This is a genomic window from Maribacter chungangensis, assembly GCF_042676845.1.
GTDB lineage: Bacteria > Bacteroidota > Bacteroidia > Flavobacteriales > Flavobacteriaceae > Maribacter > Maribacter chungangensis.
Genome location: NZ_JBHTHY010000003.1, coordinates 1,168,120 through 1,186,908 on the forward strand (window position 1 = coordinate 1,168,120; position 18,789 = coordinate 1,186,908).

An 18,789-nucleotide genomic window follows, 5' to 3' on the forward strand; every position below is an offset into this window, starting at 1 on the left:
TTTATTTCAATCGATTTAATTAAAGATAGCCATTCGTGTTATGTGGGACTGTTAAAGTACTATCATTAAAAACTATGGTAGTGATTAGTTCTTTTTATAATTGACAGTTTTTTCTTGCTTTAAACATAAGTATTCTGGCAATAAATTAATTTCGAAACAAAGTCCCTATTGTCCTAAATTAGCAGGATAAAGGCTGGGTTTTTAATTGTGGATATGAGCTCCAAGAGTTTTCTGTGGTGTGGTATTTCAAACTAGTGGTTTTTCTTCTAAAACATGTGCTCCCTATAGACTAAAGTTCCCTTCTTTTTATGGTCAGATACCTGCCTCCTGCTTCTCAATTCATTTCCTTGTGAATGCTGAACAGACTTGTCCCAAGTCTGTTTATTGGATGTATGGGATTTTACTTCAAATAAAAAACCCGAAGCTTTTTTCTTCGGGTTAATAAGCTCTACTCCCAAGCGGGGGCATCAATTTTATTTGTTTACCACATCACCGGTACGGCCACCCTGGTGGTGTCCCAGCCCATGACCATGTGTGCTCCGCCGTCTACGTCTTTGAATGCGATAGAAAACGCTTCCAAAGATTCTCCTGTACTTGTTGCACCAGTAACCCGTACCACATCAGATGCTTCTTTATAAAAATAAGATCCCCATTGGTTCAATTGGTTGTGTAGGATAACCGTCCACTCTTTTTCTCCCGGTATGGTCAATAAAGCATAAGTTCCCGCTTTAACTTCCTTTCCTCCAAAAGTTACATCTTTATAGAAGGTGATTTCTGGCGCCTCATTGGCACCGGTTCTCCACACTTCGCCTGCTGGAGCTAGCTCGGACAAGGAACGTCCTTTCAATTGCGGTCTTCCATAAGTTATTCGAACGACCTTTTCGGAAATTTTATAATCACTAGGGAAAGAAGCCATGTCTAAAGGGCTATTGTCCATTCCTGAGAACTTCTGGGCATTGGCGTTCGTCGTAAAAAACAAGGCCGCTACAAATAGGGTAAGGATACTAAATTTTTTCATTTTCTGTGTTTGTTTTTAAAGTGTTTCAAAGCTAACTAGTTCGTGAATTAAATTTGCTTAAAATGTCGTTAATTTTTTGAATACTTACAGATAGATTCAATTTGTATTCTTTTTTGATAAACGCATTTCAATTCATGCTAATAACAAGTTATATAGTTTAAAAATGAAATCATATTGTCTATTATGGTTTTTAAAATGAAACAATAAATGAATATTTGTATTCGAATTGATATAATAAGATAAAATTATGTGTGGAATAGTATGTGCATTTGATGTTAAGGAAAGTACGGAAGTACTTAGGCCTCAATTGTTGGAAATGTCTAAAAAAATACGTCATAGGGGTCCGGATTGGAGTGGGATTTACAGTAATGACAAAGCAGTTTTAGCGCATGAAAGATTGGCTATCGTAGATCCGGCATCCGGAAAACAACCGCTGTTGAGTAAGGACGGTAAGCTGGTTTTGGCAGCAAATGGTGAGATTTATAACCATAGGGAGTTGCGAAAGCAGTTCGAAGGTAAATATGAATTTAGGACAGAATCCGATTGTGAGGTTATTTTGGCGCTTTATCAGGAAAAAGGTGCAGCGTTTTTGGATGAAATGAACGGTATTTTTGGGTTCACTATTTATGACACGGAAAAGGATGAATACTTTGTGGCTCGCGATCACACGGGCATTATTCCCTTATACATGGGATGGGATCAGAACGGAACGTTCTATGTCGCGTCGGAGCTAAAGGCCTTGGAAGGTACGTGTACCAAAATAGAACTATTCCCTCCAGGGCATTATTTGCATAGCAGCGATGGGGAACTAAAAAGATGGTACTCCCGTGATTGGATGGATTACGAGGCCGTTAAGGAAAACGAGACCAGTATACAAGAAATCAAAAAAGCCTTGGAAGCTGCCGTTCATAGACAGTTAATGTCCGATGTGCCTTATGGTGTATTGCTTTCCGGCGGATTGGATTCTTCGATAACCTCTGCCGTTGCAAAAAAATACGCCCAAAAACGAATTGAGTCGGATGATACCACAGAGGCCTGGTGGCCACAATTACACTCGTTTTCGGTGGGATTGGAAGGCTCTCCTGATCTGGCCGCGGCGCGTAAAGTCGCAGACCACATAGGTACCGTACACCACGAGATAAAATTTACGATTCAAGAAGGATTGGATGCTATAAAGGACGTGGTTTACAACTTGGAGACCTATGACATCACTACCATAAGGGCTTCTACACCTATGTATTTGATGGCAAGGGTCATAAAGTCCATGGGAATTAAAATGGTGCTTTCAGGCGAAGGTGCAGATGAATTGTTCGGTGGCTATCTTTACTTTCATAAAGCTCCAAGTCCAAAAGACTTTCATGAAGAAACCGTTAGAAAATTGGATAAGTTGCACATGTACGATTGTCTTAGGGCCAACAAATCATTGGCAGCTTGGGGTATAGAAGGTCGTGTGCCGTTTTTGGATAAGGAGTTTATGGATGTGGCCATGCGCATCAACCCAAAAGATAAAATGATCAACGGCGAGCGCATGGAGAAATGGGTGCTAAGAAAGGCTTTTGAGGATATGCTGCCCGAGAGCGTTGCTTGGCGACAAAAAGAACAGTTTTCCGATGGTGTGGGCTATAGTTGGATAGATACCCTTAAGAAAATTGTAGCGGAAGAGGTAACGGATGAGCAGTTGGCCAATGCAAAGTTCAGGTTTCCGTTGCAGACACCAACGAGCAAAGAGGAATTCTATTACCGGTCTATATTCGAACAGCATTTTCCGTCTGATGCAGCAGCGCTTTGTGTACCGCAGGAGCCATCGGTGGCCTGCAGTACAAAGATAGCTTTGGAATGGGACGAGGCATTTAAAAATATGAACGATCCCTCTGGAAGGGCCGTTGCCAACGTCCACGACGATGCTTACGGCAAATAATCGTCTGTATAAATCTGTTTTCTGCGACTTTGAAGCAGATCAGTTTTGTTTTTTTATTTAATTAGTCTTAAAGAGGTGTCATTTTGGATGGCGCCTCTTTTATTTGTAGAGTATACCGGGTTTTCAGGGGTAATGAAACAGGGTAAAAATTTTTCTTATTATCTTAATCGAATATATTTAGACCAACAGAAAAATCGAGCAACCATGAAGGTTATGAATTGGAATTATTTTTTTGTTTTGCTGTTTGTCCTAACAACCACGATTTTGGGGTCCTGTACGGAAAGCACGGTGAAAGAGGTTCAAAAACCGAATATCCTTTTTATCCTATCGGATGATCACACGTCCCAAGCTTGGGGGCTTTATGGTGGTGTTTTGGAAAATTATGTCCGGAACAAAAATATTCGACGGATTGCGGATGAAGGCGCAATGCTAATGAATGCGTTTTGCACCAATAGTATTTGCACCCCTAGCAGGGGTAGTATTTTAACAGGGCAATATAGCCATATCAATCAGGTGTATACCTTAAATGAACCCATTCCTAGCGGGCATCCCAATATTGCCAAGACTTTTCAGGATAATGGCTACGAGACCGCTGTAATAGGAAAATGGCATTTGGTGGAACAGCCGGAAGGTTTTGATTATTTTAATGTGTTGCCCGGCCAAGGTAAGTATTGGAACCCTATTTTGAAAACAAAAGAAAATTGGAGAGATGGGCATGATGGTTCGGCAGGAAAACAATACGAAGGTTTTTCCACGGACGTTATTACCGACCTCACTATAGACCACCTTAAAAAACGGGACATAACCAAACCTTTTATGATGTTCTGTAATTTTAAGGCAACGCACGAACCTTTTGATTATCCCGAACGCTTTGCGTCGCTTTACGAAAACGACACCATTCCCGAGCCGGCGTCCTTATTGGATTTTGGCAAAGAGACAACGGGACGTTCGTTCAAAGGCCAAGTTTTGGAGCACTTAGGGAAACGTTGGCAAAAGGCTACGGAGTCAGATGCTTTTTGGACCTCCTATCCCGGTCTTCCTTATCCGTTGGACGGTTTGGACAGTATTCGTAAGCGCAAGAAGATTTATCAGAAACTGGTAAAGGATTTTATGCGTTCCGGAGCGGCTATCGATGATAACATTGGAAAGTTGCTGGATTATTTGGAGGAAGAAGGAATTGCGGACAATACCATTGTTATCTACACTGCCGACCAGGGTTATTTTCTGGGAGAACATGGCTTTTTTGATAAGCGGCTAATTTATGAGGAGTCGCTCCGGATGCCTTTTGTAATCAGATATCCCAAAGAAATAAAAGGAGGACAGCGTATAGACGATATCATCCTTAATATCGATTTCCCCGCTGTATTAGCGGATTATGCAGGAATTGATAAACCGGATTATATCCAAGGAGAAAGTTTTAGAAATCAACTTAAAGGAGTGGCCGTTAAGGATTGGCGTAATCAAATGTATTACAGATATTGGTTGCACCACCCAGATAGGCCGGCACATTTTGGTATCCGTAACGAGCGGTACAAATTGGCGTTCTTTTATGGTCAGGATTTAGGCAAAAAAGGAACTTCCAGGGAAACCACTGTTCCAAGCTGGGAGTTTTATGACCTCGAAGAAGACCCCGAGGAGTTGAGGAATGCGATAAACGACGATACCTATGCCGCAATTATCGGAGAGATGAAGGAGCAGCTCGTTGCGGAGCGTAAAAAGTACGCGGATGTGGATGAGGATTATCCCGTAATGCGCACCATTTTATCGCAGGCCGATTTGGAGTAGTTTCCGGTTCTTTTCATTGGCACCGCCAAAGGGTTTGATACTCAGAGGCTTGCCTCGAAATTAAAAATCGTTTTCTAATTTAATGCCTCGTGGGCTTGCCCCGAGCTAGTTTACTTTGTCTTTCTTTCCATTATGAGTTGGGGTGAGTGTTGCTTCTTGGATGTGTCGATATAGTTACTTTAACTGGTTTTTTCATCAGTTTTTAAAGCTGCTTTAAACGTATAAAACCCGTTCTGTTTTTCCACAATTTTTGTTGATAACTTACCTATCCCGAAATGGGATGAATGTCATATTTTATAGGGTATTGCGTATATTTGTAGGATTGCAAAATTTGAAGTACAAACAACCTTAAATTTATGAGCGAAGCAGCAAAAAACGAAGACGAAGAAAACAAGGGGGACGCATTGAAGAAAAAACCTGAATTACCCATGAAGGATTATTCCGCAGATAGCATACAGGCCTTGGAAGGTATGGAGCATGTGCGTATGAGACCTTCCATGTACATAGGTGATGTTGGTACTAGGGGACTGCACCATTTAGTCTACGAGGTAGTGGATAACTCTATCGATGAGGCTATGGGGGGGCATTGCGATACCATAAGCGTTACCATAAACGAGGACAATTCGGTTACTACAAGGGATAACGGTAGGGGTATTCCCGTAGGGATGCACAAAAAGGAAGGCGTTTCCGCATTGCAGGTTGTCATGACCAAAATTGGTGCCGGTGGCAAGTTCGATAAGGATTCCTATAAGGTTTCCGGTGGTCTTCATGGTGTTGGTGTCTCCTGTGTGAATGCATTGTCCAGTCATTTAAGGGCTACCGTTTTTAAGGACGGTAAGATTTGGGAGCAGGAATACGAACGTGGTAAAGCCATGTATCCCGTAAAAACGATAGGAGAATGTAAACCCGAGGATAGAGGTACAGAAGTGACCTTTTTACCGGATACCACCATTTTCACCCAAACCATAGAGTACAGTTATGAGACTTTGTCCAATAGGATGCGCGAGCTTTCGTTTTTGAACAAAGGAGTAACGATTTCCATTACGGACAAGCGTCAAAAGGATGATAAGGGCGAGTTTGTATCCGAAGTATTCTATTCCGACGAAGGTTTAAAGGAGTTTGTTAAGTTTTTGGACGGCAACCGAGAATCGCTCATACAAAATGTGATTTCAATGGAAGGGGAGAAAAACGATATCCCCGTTGAGGTTGCCATGATCTATAATACAAGTTATACGGAGAATCTTCATTCGTACGTAAACAATATAAATACCCATGAAGGAGGAACACATCTGTCCGGTTTCAGAAGAGGGCTTACCTCTACCTTAAAGAAGTATGCCGATGCTTCCGGAATGCTGGATAAACTTAAGTTCGAGATTCAGGGAGATGATTTCCGTGAAGGGCTTACAGCTATTGTTTCCGTAAAAGTACAGGAACCTCAGTTTGAAGGGCAGACCAAAACGAAATTGGGTAACAGGGAGGTTTCCTCCGCCGTTAGTCAGGCGGTTTCGGAGATGCTTACTAATTATTTGGAAGAACATCCCGATGATGCCAAGGTAATTATCCAAAAGGTTGTGTTGGCCGCTACGGCAAGGCACGCGGCTACAAAGGCCCGTGAAATGGTACAGCGTAAAACGGTGATGAGCATAGGAGGTTTGCCCGGTAAACTATCCGATTGTTCCGAACAGGATCCCGCGCTTTGTGAAGTATTCTTGGTCGAGGGAGATTCGGCAGGGGGTACTGCCAAACAGGGTAGGGATAGACAATTTCAAGCTATTTTACCGCTTCGTGGTAAGATTTTGAACGTGGAGAAAGCAATGCCCCACCGTGTTTTTGAAAACGAGGAAATAAAGAATATTTATACCGCCTTAGGGGTTACCATAGGAACGGAGGACGATAGCAAAGCCTTGAATTTGGATAAGCTGCGCTACCATAAAGTAGTGATCATGTGTGATGCCGATGTAGATGGTAGCCACATTGAAACATTGATACTAACATTTTTCTTCCGTTACATGAGGGAGCTCATCGAAGGTGGTCATGTTTATATAGCTACACCGCCTTTATATTTGGTGAAGAAAGGCCAAAAGAAGCAATACGCTTGGAGTGATAAGGAGCGAGACGAAATTGCCGATAGTTACAATGGCAGTGTTGGTATTCAAAGGTATAAAGGTCTTGGGGAGATGAACGCGGAGCAACTGTGGGACACTACCATGAATCCTGATTTTAGGACTTTGCGTCAAATCACAATTGAAAATGCGACCGAAACGGATCGTGTATTTTCTATGCTGATGGGAGATGAGGTGCCACCACGCAGAGAATTTATAGAGAAGAATGCTGTCTATGCTAACATTGACACATAGAAATAACCGCTTTCACAACAAAAACCTGTGCGTATCGTACAGGTTTTTTAGTTTTAACTAATTAATAGTCAGCAGGTATTGTTGAATATGAAAGATTTAAAAGCGAAAATCGCTCAATGATCAAAAGTTAAAATAGTACAGTATGAAGCGTATCATTTCAGGTTTGTTTATTTGTAGTTGTTCTTTATTGACCGCACAAACTAGTATCAATTCAATTTTTGCGGCCGGTCTAGAGGACGCCGAACGATTTACGACCGACTATTTAGCGCCTTTTTCCGAAAGTACGGTATATGGTTTTTCTAGTGGTTGGTACAATACCGCAGATGCCAAACCTTTAGGTGGATTTGAAATTTCTTTGGTAGGAGCGGTTACGAGTCATAAGAACAAGGAGGATAAACAAACTTTTGTCTTGGACCCCAATGAATATCAGAATTTAAATTTCGTGCAAAATCCTGGTATGGCCAGACCGGTGTCCAGTGCTTTGGGAGGTTTGGAGGGAACCCGTGTTTTTGTAGAAGGACAGGTGGCTGGTTTAAACGTTCGTCAGGAATTTGAACTCCCCTCGGGTATTTCTGCCGAAGGTTTGGATTTTGTACCTTCTGGATATCTGCAAGTTAGTGTTGGTATTTTAAAAGGAACAGAAATAAAAGCTAGATTTTTACCGAAAATCGCCTATGATGGAGCATCCGTTGGATTGATAGGCTTTGGGTTACAGCACGATTTTACCAAATGGTTGCCTGCTGATAAGCTATTGCCCATCGCTATATCTGGGGTAATAGGGTATACGAAACTAAACGGAGACTACGACATCTCCGATATAGGTTTAGTAGAGGGCGCAAACCAAAGAATTGAAGCAGAAATGAATTCTTGGGCCTTTAGTGCCGTGCTATCTACCAAATTACCGATAATTAATTTTTATGGTGGTGTCGGTTATATCACCGGAAAGTCACAAACTGATCTTTTAGGGGAATATCGTGTAACTTCCGGGCCATTTGCATCTGAAACATACATAGATCCTTTTTCCATTGCTGAGAATGTAAGCGTTGTAACAGGAACTGTAGGTGCCAAACTAAAACTTGGTTTCTTTAGAATAAATGCCGATTACAATTTAGGGGTGTTTAATACCGCAACTTTGGGTGTTAATTTTGGTTTTCGATAGTCCATTATATAATTGCTGAAGGATATCCTTACTATTTTATGGGATAACAGGCTTTATATGAAGTAAAAGAGTAGCATCTCTCGTTATTTCTAATCTAGGTGTTTTAGGGTTTGATATGCTGTATTTTTCTATACTGGAGCCAGTGCCGATTATAGGGGTACGGTTTTACGGTATTGATTATCGGCTCCGTATATGAAAAGTAGCGCTGAAAATAAGCGGTTGCTTTTCGGATGAAACACAAGCCGAATTTTTAAATTTTACTATTTAACTTTTTTGTTGGAAATCGTCTCCCGAAGTGTCGGGATAAAAATTTGACGACTTTTCAAAAATGCACAAACCTTAGTGTTAGCAATGACTCGCGCTATTTTTCATAGGATACATTGTTGCCATTAGTACTTTCCGCACTAATTAGACGTTCAACGATAATTTTAGACTTCCGCCCAATCCTTCTCGGATAATTCGCATCAGAGTTGAAAGTCTAATATCACTTGCGTTATTTTCAATTCGAGAAATATAACTTTTAGTCGTTCCAACTCTGTCTGCAAGTTGTTGTTGAGTTAAGTTCTTACTTTTTCTAGCCTCTTGTATTAAAACACCAATTCTAAACGCCTCAAATTCTTCTTGGAACTTTTCTCTCGTATCAGTTCCTTTTTTTCCGTATTTGGCGTCTAAATGGTCGTCCCAATTCGTAACGTTATTTTTTGTTTTCATAATACTCATTTTTAAGTTTTTCAGCTCGTTTAATTTCCGATTTTGGTGTCTTTTGCGTTTTCTTTTTAAATCCGCTTAACAAGACAACCAAGTTTCCTTTGTCAAAAAAGCAGAATATTCTAAAAATTCCATTGTTGGCAGAAACTCGAATTTCCCAAAATCCGTCGGTATTTGTTAAATGTTTAAAAAACTTCTCAGGTACAATTTTATTTGTTTGGATTAAAGTTACAGTCCAGTCGATTTTGTCCTGTACTTTTACATTTTGTTTGTTGTAAAAATTCCAAAAGTGATTTTTATAAATTTCGATTTTCCGATTAAATTCGCTTAATTCTGCTAACAATTAAATTGTGTGCAAAGTTAGCTAATTAGATAACATTTTACAGTTTATTTCGGGATTTTTGATACGAAGACGAGTTTTTCAGTATTAATGGCAACATCAGGTTGTACGTGTATGGTAGTCTAACTGGTTTTCATCAGAATGGAAAGGATGTAGAATTAAAAAAGTCTGCCCAGATTGCTCCGGACAGACCCTTTCCCATGGCCCTGTTAATTTTGTTTATTCCCTAACGGCGAACATCCTACCATCGGTTTGTTGTAACAATGTGCCGTCCTCAGTAGTTTTAATGGTGACGATGTCGTTGGGTTTGTTTTCAAGACCTCTATATTCCACGGTGTAGATCCCGTCTACCTGAGACCATTTAAAGTCTGTTTGCAGAATAATTTGTCCTTGTTGAATTTCGTGGTAACGTCCTAGAAAAACATCGTTAAAGATCCATTCTTTTCGTGTAGTACTTTTTGCGGTACTAGTTTCCGAAGAAGATGTGGCCTCTATCCAAATCCCTATTATGGGATCGTCGTTTTGTTCAATTCTAGAGCAATTACTAGAAAATATAATGGCAAGTATCGCCATTAATGAAAGTAATTTTTTCATCATTAAAGTAGGTTTTTGGATTTGGGTATCCAGAAATGATAACGAGGATGTAGATTCTCTTATTACTAAAATTCGTTGTATGGTAACAAAATTCCGTTTTCTTCGTTGAACCGCTCTTTTTTTTAACGTGTTGCTCCGTTCGTCGATATTTATTTGGGCGTATTGTGGGACAATATTGGTGACATCTAGCCATTTTTTTATCAATTTATACCTATTTTTGAGCTTAAAATGGAAACAAGAATAGGACGCTATACGTCTTAAGTGATAACCAAATAAATTGATCTAAAAATGAAAGTTACAGTAGTAGGAGCAGGCGCGGTAGGAGCAAGTTGTGCAGAATATATAGCAATAAAGGATTTTGCATCGGAAGTTGTTCTTTTGGACATTAAAGAGGGATATGCAGAAGGTAAGGCAATGGATCTGATGCAGACCGCCTCCCTAAATGGTTTTGACACTAAGATTACCGGGAGTACCAGCGATTATTCTAAAACAGCTAATAGCGATATTGCTGTGATTACCTCGGGAATTCCAAGAAAACCAGGCATGACCAGGGAGGAGTTAATTGGTATAAATGCAGGTATCGTTAAAGCGGTTTCTAGCAGTTTAATAGAGCATTCGCCAAATGTTATTCTAATTGTCGTTAGTAATCCTATGGATACAATGACGTATTTAGTACATAAAACCACAGCCTTGCCAAAGCATAGGATTATAGGTATGGGCGGTGCTTTGGATAGTGCACGTTTTAAATATAGACTAGCCGAGGCGATGGAAGCTCCGATCTCCGATATAGACGGTATGGTTATCGGTGGTCATAGTGATACGGGCATGGTGCCATTGACCTCGCACGCTACAAGAAATAGTATTAGGGTATCGGAATTTTTATCCGAAGATAGATTACAGCAAGTTGCCGATGACACGAAAGTAGGTGGGGCAACGTTGACCAAGTTGTTGGGAACAAGCGCATGGTACGCTCCGGGAGCGGCAGTTTCTGCTTTGGTACAGGCAATTGCATGCGATCAAAAGAAACTATTCCCATGTTCTACATTTTTGGAAGGGGAATACGGATTGAACGATATCTGTATCGGGGTGCCCGTTATATTAGGTAGAAATGGTATAGAGGAAATCGTTGATATTCCGTTAAGCGATGCAGAAAAGAACAAAATGCAGGAAAGTGCGGCCGGAGTTGCTAAAACAAATGGTCTTTTAGACGTGTAGTTTAAATCCTTTAGCGCTAAAACAATGCCTTTATAGTCTAACTATAAAGGCATTGTTGGTTGGTGTACCGTGGGCTTTCAAAATTTATAATGTACAAAATATACTACCTAGAATAATCTTTCTTTTTATATTTGCCGCATGAATGCAAAATGGTGCATTAGCACTTTATTTATTATTCTAGCCTTTTTGGGGCTAAGTCAAGAGCATAAGAGAACTTCTAACCAGCAAATTTTATTAAAATTTGCAGATGTAGAACTAGCCTCGGAAACTGCTCATGATGAAATTTTGGCTGTAATTGCCAAGAAACTAGAGGTACTTGGTATCGCTTATATTGAAATAATAGAAAATGACGGCACCCAGTTAAGTATTCGTTATTACAGTGATATTGATGCCGTTAGTGTTAAGGAGTTTCTTTCCAAAGAAAACCAATTTTCTATATCGAACAAAGAAGAATTTCCTTCAGAGTATCCAAAAGAAGACCTTCCTGAAAAGTATAGTTTAACCGTATCTGATTTGCACCAGCGAACAGATGATATTGTTAATTTAAACGCGACTCTTGTTTTAAGTCCCGACCAAGCGGATAAAATAGTTTCTAATCCTGTCTTTATAACATTTGGCAATACAATAGGCTTTGAACAAAACCCTACGGTTGAGATAGCTTATAGGATTAATAGGAATATTGCATTATCAATTAATAACACTTCGCAAATAATACCAGAGGTAAGGGCAGGACCTTATGTGAATGGCAACAGTTAACTTCCAATAACATAGAATACCAAGCAGCGCAATTACTTTGCGAAAAGTTTATTTGACTTGGTTTTTATTACACCTAAATAACATAAATTAAATAACTATTAAAATGCAAAATAAAGGACTTATAAAGCTTTTCGCTTTATTATTCGGGTTAGTAAGTATCTACCAGCTATCCTATACTTTTATCACAAGTAAAGTAGAAAACGAGGCAGAAGCATTCGCCATAAGCCGTATTTCAGAATCGGAAGACGATTATGTCTCTAAAAGAGAAACTGTTGAAGCCCGTTATTTGGACTCTATAAGCGAGAACCCTATTCTAGGCTATACCACTTATTCCGAAGCCAAGAAAAAGGAGCTGAACAAGGGTCTGGATTTAAAAGGAGGTATTAACGTAACCTTGCAGATATCCGTTAAGGATATATTAAAAGGATTGGCGAATAATACCAAAAATCCAGTTTTTAATAAGGCCTTGGCCGATGCCGATGTTGCTTCCAAAAGTAGCGATGATACTTATTTGGACCTGTTTTTTGATGCTTTTGACAATATAAAGGGAGAGACCAAATTAGCTTCGCCCGAAATATTTTCCAATAAAGGATTAAGTGATGAGGTTAATTTCCAGATGTCGGATGACCAGGTTAGACCAATTATAAGAACAAAAATAGATGAATCTATCGTTTCTGCATTCGAGGTACTACGGGAACGTATCGATGGTTTTGGTGTAACACAGCCCAATATTCAAAGAGAAGGAAACTCTGGCCGTATTCTAGTAGAATTGCCAGGGGCTAGGGATATTGCACGTGCCCAGGATCTGTTGTCCAGTACGGCCCAACTGGAATTCTGGGAAACCTATCCGCAGAACAATACCAGTTTTAGTACTTTTTTGATTCAGGCAAACGAGAAACTAAAGGATTTTGTAAAGGTTGACGAGCCACAGCAAATAAAAGAAGAAACCGAATTGGATTCTTTATTATCGGACGTAGCATCCGATTCTTTGGATATGGCTACCCAGGTAAATCCGCTTTACGAATTATTGATTCCGGCAAACCCTGGAAGTAATGCCATGTTTCAAGCAGCTATTAAGGATACCGCTACGATAGGGGAGTATTTAAGAATGCCGGAAATTAGAAGATTGTTACCTGCGGATATTCAGTTCGTAAAATTCGTTTGGGAACGTCCGGCAACGGAGGATACTGAAATTATCAATCTTTATGCATTGAAATCCAATCGTGAAGGAGAGCCTAGAATTAGTGGAGATGTGGTAAGTGACGCGCGAGGAGAGTTCGATCAATTCAGCAAGCCTGTAGTTACCATGAGCATGAACTCAAAAGGTTCTAAATTATGGCAAAAACTCACTAGTGATGCCAACGTAAACCAAACCGGTATTGCGGTGGTATTGGATAACAAGGTCTATACTGCGCCAGGTTGTTCCGTTGTTGGTGGTATTTCTGGAGGAAGAACCGAAATTTCCGGAGATTTTACGGTAAATGAAACCAAGGATATAGCTAACGTTTTAAGGGCGGGTAAATTACCTGCCTCGGCAGAAATCATTCAGTCCGAAATTGTAGGTCCTTCATTGGGACAAGAAGCGATCGATAGTGGCTTTATGTCTTTTTTGATTGCCATGGCGGTCGTATTGTTGTGGATGATTTTTTATTATGGTAAGGCAGGTTCTTTTGCAGATGTGGCGCTCCTATTGAATATTCTGTTGATATTCGGAGTACTCACCAGTTTAAATGCCGTACTAACATTACCCGGTATCGCAGGTATTGTACTTACGATAGGTATGTCGGTAGATGCGAACGTACTTATCTTTGAGCGTATTAAGGAAGAATTGGCTAAAGGTAAAGGTAGGGGACAAGCCGTATCCGACGGTTTTAGCAATGCCTTGTCCTCTATTTTGGACGCGAACATTACTACTGGTCTTACGGCGATCATACTCTTTGTATTCGGTTCCGGACCCATAAAAGGATTTGCTACTACCTTACTTATAGGTATTCTAACTTCTTTATTTACGGCAATTTTTATCACTAGACTTTTGGTGGATTGGTATCTTGGCGGTAAAGGCAGAAGCTTGGATTTCTCTACGGCCATCACCAAAGGATTGTTTAAAAACATGAATATCGATTTCTTGATCAAAAGAAAGATAGCTTATGTGATTTCTGGAATATTGGTGGCTGTAGGCTTGTTTTCACTGTTTGCAGGCCCTGGCTTACAACAAGGGGTAGATTTTATTGGCGGGCGTTCCTATACAGTTCGCTTTGAGCAGCAGGTAAACCCCTCTGAAATTGCATCTGAACTTAATGACGTTTTTGGAAGTGGTACACAGGTTAAAACATTTGGAGAATCCAATCAGATTAAGATAACCACCCCTTATAAAGTAGATGTAGAGGGGATAGCCGTTGATAACGAGATACAGGACAAATTATATACGTCTTTGCAAAAATATTTACCGGATGGTATTGGTAAGCAGGATTTTATGATCGGTAGTGCCGATAAGGCCATAGGTATTATGCAGTCCGTTAAGGTGGGGCCTACCATTGCGGATGATATTAAGAATAATGCTTTCTTGGCAATTCTAGGGTCTTTGGCCGTGGTGTTCCTTTATATTTTGTTGCGTTTCCGTAGATGGCAATTCTCTTTGGGAGCGGTTGCTGCCGTTTTCCATGATGTTTTGATCGTACTCGGTGTGTTCTCTATTTTCGGAAAACTGATGCCGTTTAACATGGAAATAGACCAAGCTTTCATAGCGGCCATACTTACGGTTATTGGGTATTCCTTGAACGATACCGTGGTTGTTTTTGACCGTATTCGTGAGATAATCGCAGAGCGCGGATGGAAAAGTGGACAAAATATAAACACCGCTATCAATAGTACATTAAGTAGAACATTGAATACCTCATTAACCACATTGGTCGTATTACTTACCATATTTGTTTTTGGTGGGGAATCACTAAGAGGGTTTATGTTCGCTATGATCGTAGGTGTCATCGTAGGTACCTATTCATCTGTATTTATCGCAACTCCGATAATGTACGATGCACTGGGTAATAAAATACGTTCCGGTGCCGAGGTTAAAGAATAAAGTAGACTAACTCAAACTAAAGAGTCGCTATTCCTTAGGGAGTAGCGGCTTTTTTTTTGGCCGCGCAGAACGGTACGCTTTTACAATCGTTAAGTTTTTTTCAACTTCCCTTGGTAATCGCCAGTTTTCCACTGGTGCCGTACCATGAGCCTTTAGTTGTTTTTCGTCGCTAGAGATTCTTATACCAATTTAAATTCCAGATGTCGCATAAAACAAGTTTCTTTTTTACTCATTTGTCGTCATAAAATAGAACCATAGCTAATGCTATGCTTAGATTTCATTCCTAAACTGAGAAAAATAATTTAAGCTTTAAATACGACATTCAAAACTTAAATTGGTATTTCTCGGTATACCAAGCGATGCAAACCAAGGCTAGCGAGTCGCTTACCTTGAAACTTGAAAGTATTCTGCTGTTGATTGCCTTATAGACTTCGCACAAGCTAATGTACTTCGGTTATGCTGGTACGGTGCTTCCTGTTGAGCCGTTAGGGGTCATCTCTAGTTCGTAGATAGACTTAGGTAGTAGTCCGGGCTCGATCCTGTGGGAAACAAAAATAATAGAGGTGTTGGTCTCCTGCGCTATTTTGTTCACCAGTGCTACCAAAAGGGCAGCTGCGTTATCATCCATACCTGCGGTAGGTTCGTCCAATATTAATAACGGGGGGTGTTTGACCATTGCCCTTGCGGTCATTAGGAGTCGTTGCTGGCCGGTGGACAGGAATCTAAATAGGGTGGTTCGCTTTTCCCATAAACCTAACAGTACCAACCATTCCTTGCTGCGTTGTTTTTGTGTTTCCGTAGGCAGTGTATAGAGCCCTACGGCGTCCGTAAACCCTGAAATAAGCATTTGTTCCACCGAATGTCTACCGGTGTATTTATCTGTCATGTTGGAAGAAAAGTAACCTATCTGTTCTTTGATTTCCCAAACACTTTCCCCAGTTCCCTTCTTTTTTCCAAAGATGTAGATGTCTTGTCCGTAAGCCTTGGGGTTGTCCCCAAATATCATCGATAGCATGGTGGTTTTACCCGATCCATTTTTGCCCATAAGCTGCCAGAAATCTCCTTTTTGCACCTTCCAAGAGATATTTTTAAGTATGGGCCTATCCTTGTATAAAATAGAAACATTACGGAACTCGATCAGAATGTTCGTTACGGAACCATGGGTATGTATCGGTTTCGGAAGCTGTTTATTGAATACAGGTGTTGCGTTAATCGTATCGGTAGTGCTTTTAGCATCGAGCTGTATGAATTCACCTTCTTTAAGGGTTCCGAAACGGTTGATAAAAGGCAGTATATCAGATTTTCTGCTAGCAAGCTGTATAAAACTAATGTCTTGTGATTTTTGAATAAGCAATTGCTTTAGTTCTGCTTGAGAATCAATGTCCAGATTATCAAACGGATTATCAAGAATGATATAGTCTGGTTGTTCTTGGATTATGAAATTTAACAGTGCTTTCTTTTGTTCACCGCTTGACATGGTTTTTAAGGGCTGTCGTGAATTTTTTAGTGCGCTACGCCCATATTGCTCTTCTTTGTTGATAAACTTTGTCACCGCTAAAGGAGAAAACAGCGCGCCTTTCTTTTTTACAGGAAACTTAAATACTGTTTGACCTTGTTTAAGCACCTCTTCAATGAATCCGGATTTGTGGGAATCGTTATCAATATATATGGCCCAATGCGTCGTCATATCAATGATTTATAGCGAATATTTCTACTGGGTTTTGCTTGTAGCTGGTTGTTTCACGTAACTCCATACCAATTTTAAGTGCTACTTTTTTGGATGGTAAATTATCAACATGAATAATGGAAATCAAATGTGGGGCCCATGCATTTACAAAGGCAACTTCTTTGCATTTAATGGCGGCCTCCGTGGCGTAACCATTACCCCAATATGAGGGTAGAATAGAATATCCAATTTCCAATTCGTCCTTGCCTTTTACTGTTTGCATTAAAAGGCCACAGAAACCGACAAGATCTGTAGTTTTTTTGCAGATGAGCGCATTCATGCCTCCTTTGTTGTTTATATACCGTTCGAAGATTGCATCGAATTGTTGTTGGCAAGCTTCAACCGGGTCCTTTGGCGGTCCTGTCCAATGTTGGGAGCTTAACGGGTTTTGGTGAAAAGGAAGCCAGGCATCGAAATCCGAAGTAAGAATTGTTCTAAACAAAAGGCGTTGGCTTTCTTCTCCTGCCAATAGATATTTCATAAGATCAGTCTCTTTCGAATACAATGCGGTCGCCGATTTCCAACTGCCATTCTTGCACAAGCCCTGCGTTTACTTCCAAAACATATTTTACAGGGACTTTGGAAGAAAGCCCGTCTTGGTTAAATGGTTCTGTATTTTCTTGGAAGCTTACAATCTTCAAGGACGCATCAATAAAAATAATATCCAAAGCAAATGCAGTGTTTTTCATATAAAAGGAATGCATGGCAACATCTGGAAAGATAAAGAGCATACCCTGGTTTTTTTCCATACCGTTGCGGTACATTAGTCCCGTTTGGGTCTCATAGTCCGACTCCGCAATTTCAATATCCAGCCTGATCGCTAAGGAATCCGACTCTTTTTTGAAGATATCCAGATTGCCTTCCTTTGTGAACGTAACTTCTTCTGTTTTAATGGTGGTCTTATTTTCTTCTTTACAGGAGAACATAAAGAGGACAATCAACATAAACCACAACTTGTTTTTTATACGCATACTGCTAAAATTAGCTAAGCCTTTTTAGTGCCTGGTCTAAACATAAGATAGAGGCCAACTATGATAAACGGAACGCTAAGCCACTGTCCGGTGGAGAGCAATCCCCATGTTTCTTCAAAACCTCCTTGACTTTTCTTAACGAACTCAACAAAGAATCGTACCGTCCATAACAGTACTAGGAATAGCCCTAGCAGATAACCTTGCTTATTTTTTTTATTGGTTTTCCAATACAAGTAGTATAATAGTATAAAAATGAAGATATAGCAGATGCCTTCATAGAGTTGCGCTGGATGACGATATGGAATTTCTTCTAAGTATTGAGCAAATTCGGGATTGTTCTCAATAGCGTCATACGCTGCGTTCAGTGTTTTTTCTTTTGTGACGGCCAAGGCTTTTGAAGGATGTAGGTCGTCCGAATCACGTATAAAGCGCGTGGCGAAAATAAAGGATTTGTCCACTATTTTTCCGTTTATCTCCGAATTGAAAAAATTGCCCAAACGTACGCAAAAAGCACCAATGGAAAATGGAATCACCATTCGGTCCAAAATCCATAGCAGCTTAAACTCAGGGTATTTTCTGGTGTAAATATACATACCCAATATAACGCCAATAGTTGCGCCATGGCTTGCCAAACCTGTAAAGCCCGTGAACTCGTAACCCTCTATTAATCCAAAAAGTAAGCTCCCCGTACTACTTTCCCTGATCGGCAATAAAATTTCCAACAGATGATCTTTATAATAGTCCCAATCATAGAATATTACATGTCCCAATCGCGCACCAAGCATGGTACCTAAAACGGTATGGATGAACAGGGAATCCAATTGCTCTACTGATTTTTTTTCTTTATCGAAAATTCGCTTCATTAGGTACCAACCCAGAGCAAAGGAAATAATCCATAAAAGATTGTAATATTTTATCTGAACAAAACCAATATTGAACAAGGTTTCGTTCGGATTCCACGTAATACCTAAAAAATGCATAGTTGTTTGTTTGGAACGGCTAAGATACTAAAATAGAAAATCCTTTTGAGTAAATACAGTTGCATCTACTCAAAACTAATTGGGCTTCTAAAATCATCATAATATAAGCAAGGCATTATATTATTTATGTATTTACTTAGAAACAACCCTTAAGGTTACAGATAAAAATGACCAAATTGTATA

Annotated in this window: 15 protein-coding genes; 7 read left to right on the forward strand and 8 right to left on the reverse strand. The window is 40.1% G+C overall.

Annotated elements, in window-relative coordinates:
* Positions 1–481 precede the first annotated feature (481 nt).
* A complete protein-coding gene (locus tag ACFQZJ_RS04900; RefSeq protein WP_379932710.1) occupies positions 482–1,018 on the reverse strand; it encodes a DUF2911 domain-containing protein in 537 nt (178 codons plus the stop codon).
* 247 nt (positions 1,019–1,265) lie between these two features.
* Here ACFQZJ_RS04900 and asnB point away from each other — a divergent pair, with 247 nt between their 5' ends.
* The 4 genes from asnB (at position 1,266) to ACFQZJ_RS04920 (ending at position 8,237) form a co-directional block, all read left to right on the forward strand.
* Positions 1,266–2,936, forward strand: coding sequence for an asparagine synthase B (asnB, locus tag ACFQZJ_RS04905; protein WP_379932711.1), 1,671 nt, complete (start codon positions 1,266–1,268; stop codon positions 2,934–2,936).
* A gap of 213 nt (positions 2,937–3,149) precedes the next feature.
* Positions 3,150–4,721, forward strand: a complete 1,572-nt coding sequence (locus tag ACFQZJ_RS04910) for a sulfatase family protein (protein ID WP_379932712.1) — start codon at positions 3,150–3,152, stop codon at positions 4,719–4,721.
* 428 nt (positions 4,722–5,149) lie between these two features.
* A complete protein-coding gene (gyrB, locus tag ACFQZJ_RS04915; RefSeq protein WP_379933127.1) occupies positions 5,150–7,078 on the forward strand; it encodes a DNA topoisomerase (ATP-hydrolyzing) subunit B in 1,929 nt (642 codons plus the stop codon).
* 142 nt (positions 7,079–7,220) lie between these two features.
* The gene (locus ACFQZJ_RS04920; protein ID WP_379932713.1) at positions 7,221–8,237 is read left to right on the forward strand and encodes a DUF6588 family protein; all 1,017 of its coding nucleotides are present in this window, start codon (positions 7,221–7,223) and stop codon (positions 8,235–8,237) included.
* Positions 8,238–8,645: 408 nt separating this feature from the next.
* Here ACFQZJ_RS04920 and ACFQZJ_RS04925 read toward each other — a convergent pair whose 3' ends face one another.
* The 3 genes from ACFQZJ_RS04925 to ACFQZJ_RS04935 all read right to left on the reverse strand — a co-directional run bounded on the left by ACFQZJ_RS04925 (position 8,646) and on the right by ACFQZJ_RS04935 (position 10,083).
* Positions 8,646–8,948: a helix-turn-helix domain-containing protein gene (locus ACFQZJ_RS04925; RefSeq protein WP_379932715.1), complete on the reverse strand. Its 303-nt coding sequence runs from the start codon at positions 8,946–8,948 to the stop codon at positions 8,646–8,648.
* On the reverse strand, positions 8,932–9,288 hold the full coding sequence (locus tag ACFQZJ_RS04930; RefSeq protein WP_379932716.1) for a type II toxin-antitoxin system RelE/ParE family toxin: 357 nt from the start codon (positions 9,286–9,288) through the stop codon (positions 8,932–8,934). The genes ACFQZJ_RS04925 and ACFQZJ_RS04930 overlap by 17 nt, the downstream gene beginning before the upstream one ends.
* 216 nt (positions 9,289–9,504) lie before the next feature.
* Positions 9,505–10,083 (reverse strand): hypothetical protein, encoded by a 579-nt coding sequence (locus ACFQZJ_RS04935; protein ID WP_379932718.1) that lies wholly within the window; start codon positions 10,081–10,083, stop codon positions 9,505–9,507.
* Positions 10,084–10,167: 84 nt separating this feature from the next.
* On the opposite strand from ACFQZJ_RS04935, the gene ACFQZJ_RS04940 reads away from it, so the two are divergent.
* The 3 genes from ACFQZJ_RS04940 (at position 10,168) to secDF (ending at position 14,929) form a co-directional block, all read left to right on the forward strand.
* Positions 10,168–11,094 (forward strand): malate dehydrogenase, encoded by a 927-nt coding sequence (locus ACFQZJ_RS04940; protein WP_379932720.1) that lies wholly within the window; start codon positions 10,168–10,170, stop codon positions 11,092–11,094.
* A 138-nt stretch (positions 11,095–11,232) separates the two neighbouring features.
* A complete protein-coding gene (locus ACFQZJ_RS04945; RefSeq protein ID WP_379932722.1) occupies positions 11,233–11,850 on the forward strand; it encodes a hypothetical protein in 618 nt (205 codons plus the stop codon).
* 103 nt (positions 11,851–11,953) lie between these two features.
* Positions 11,954–14,929 carry a protein translocase subunit SecDF gene (gene secDF / locus ACFQZJ_RS04950; protein WP_379932724.1) on the forward strand — a complete coding sequence of 992 codons (2,976 nt, stop codon included), beginning with the start codon at positions 11,954–11,956 and terminating at the stop codon, positions 14,927–14,929.
* 454 nt (positions 14,930–15,383) lie between these two features.
* Here the strand turns inward: secDF and ACFQZJ_RS04955 are convergent, their stop codons facing one another.
* From ACFQZJ_RS04955 to lgt, 4 genes are read right to left on the reverse strand one after another with little or no spacing between them, the layout of a single operon-like run.
* Positions 15,384–16,616, reverse strand: coding sequence for an ATP-binding cassette domain-containing protein (locus tag ACFQZJ_RS04955; RefSeq protein WP_379932726.1), 1,233 nt, complete (start codon positions 16,614–16,616; stop codon positions 15,384–15,386).
* A gap of 1 nt (position 16,617) precedes the next feature.
* Positions 16,618–17,136 carry a GNAT family N-acetyltransferase gene (locus ACFQZJ_RS04960; protein ID WP_379932728.1) on the reverse strand — a complete coding sequence of 173 codons (519 nt, stop codon included), beginning with the start codon at positions 17,134–17,136 and terminating at the stop codon, positions 16,618–16,620.
* A gap of 4 nt (positions 17,137–17,140) precedes the next feature.
* Positions 17,141–17,626, reverse strand: a complete 486-nt coding sequence (locus ACFQZJ_RS04965; protein ID WP_379932730.1) for a DUF192 domain-containing protein — start codon at positions 17,624–17,626, stop codon at positions 17,141–17,143.
* Positions 17,627–17,640: 14 nt separating this feature from the next.
* Positions 17,641–18,606, reverse strand: a complete 966-nt coding sequence (lgt, locus tag ACFQZJ_RS04970; RefSeq protein ID WP_379932731.1) for a prolipoprotein diacylglyceryl transferase — start codon at positions 18,604–18,606, stop codon at positions 17,641–17,643.
* Positions 18,607–18,789: the final 183 nt, after the last annotated feature.